The organism is Burkholderia sp. E168m23 (assembly GCF_016586125.1).
Classification (GTDB): Bacteria; Pseudomonadota; Gammaproteobacteria; order Burkholderiales; family Burkholderiaceae; genus Burkholderia; species Burkholderia orbicola.
On record NZ_BCPP01001511.1, the window covers coordinates 1 to 951 of the forward strand.

Below are 951 nucleotides of genomic sequence, written 5' to 3' on the forward strand. Positions count from 1 at the left end.
GTATCTCGCGCTGAGCTGGTATGCGTTCCATCCCGGCAACATCGACGGGCTCGCCGCGACCGGCAACGTGCCGTACAACAATTCGATCAAGTACCGTTCGCCGACCTTCGCGGGTTTCTCGGCCGCGGCGACGCTCGCGCTCGGCAACACGACGAACTTCTCGACCGGCAAATCGGTCGGCGTCGCGCTGAACTATGCGAACGGGCCGTTCAAGGCGTCGGCCGTCTACTCGAACGAGCACGACCGCTCGATCCTGATCAGCCAGACGGGCATCACGTCGTTCCAGGGGCAAAACACCGCGAATGGTTATCTCGCCAGCAAGGTCGAGAACATCGGCGCGGGTGCGTCGTACCAGATCGGCGACTTCCTCGTGCATGGCCTCTACACGCGCGTGAAGATGCAGTCGAACGGGTTTTCCGACACGTTCCAGAGCTACGACGCGGGCGTGAACTACCGCAGCAGCGCGTTCAACACGATCGCGGGCGGTGCGGCGACCACGACGCTGGCCGGCCGCCGCTGGACGCAGGTCGAACTCGGCGACATCTACGCGTTGTCGAAGCGCACGCAGCTGTATGCGAACGTGCTTTATGAACACGGCTCGGGCGGCGCGAAGGCCGCGTTCTTCACGGCCGGCGTGTCGAGCACCGCGAACCAGGTGATCGTGCTGACCGGCATTCATCACTCGTTCTGAGCGAACTCGGGCACCGCGCCTGCGGTACCCGAAATCGGCATAGGGGACGACCATGAGGCCGTACCCCTGCCACACCACCCGGCATGCGGGTCCGCACCGGGCGGTTCGGGAAGTTGAGGTTATGAGAGTCGGGGCACACCCAGCCGGTCGAAGTACGCGAGGGTCAATACGCTATTCAGGAGCTTGCCGCTATTACGCCACCAGCGACAGCTGTTCGCCGCCACCTGTTGCGCCACAGCGGACGGTGCGCCCAGCGCACG

General features: G+C 64.5%; 1 protein-coding gene and 1 pseudogene. One reads left to right on the top strand and one right to left on the bottom strand.

What is annotated here, in order from left to right:
• Window positions 1-691, top strand: a 691-nt coding sequence (locus JMF90_RS38535) for a porin (RefSeq protein WP_201326488.1), incomplete at its 5' end; no start/stop codon positions are given.
• A gap of 119 nt (window positions 692-810) precedes the next feature.
• On the opposite strand, the pseudogene JMF90_RS40520 reads toward JMF90_RS38535, so the two are convergent.
• Window positions 811-951 (bottom strand): annotated as a pseudogene (locus tag JMF90_RS40520) (group II intron reverse transcriptase/maturase); the annotation flags it as partial.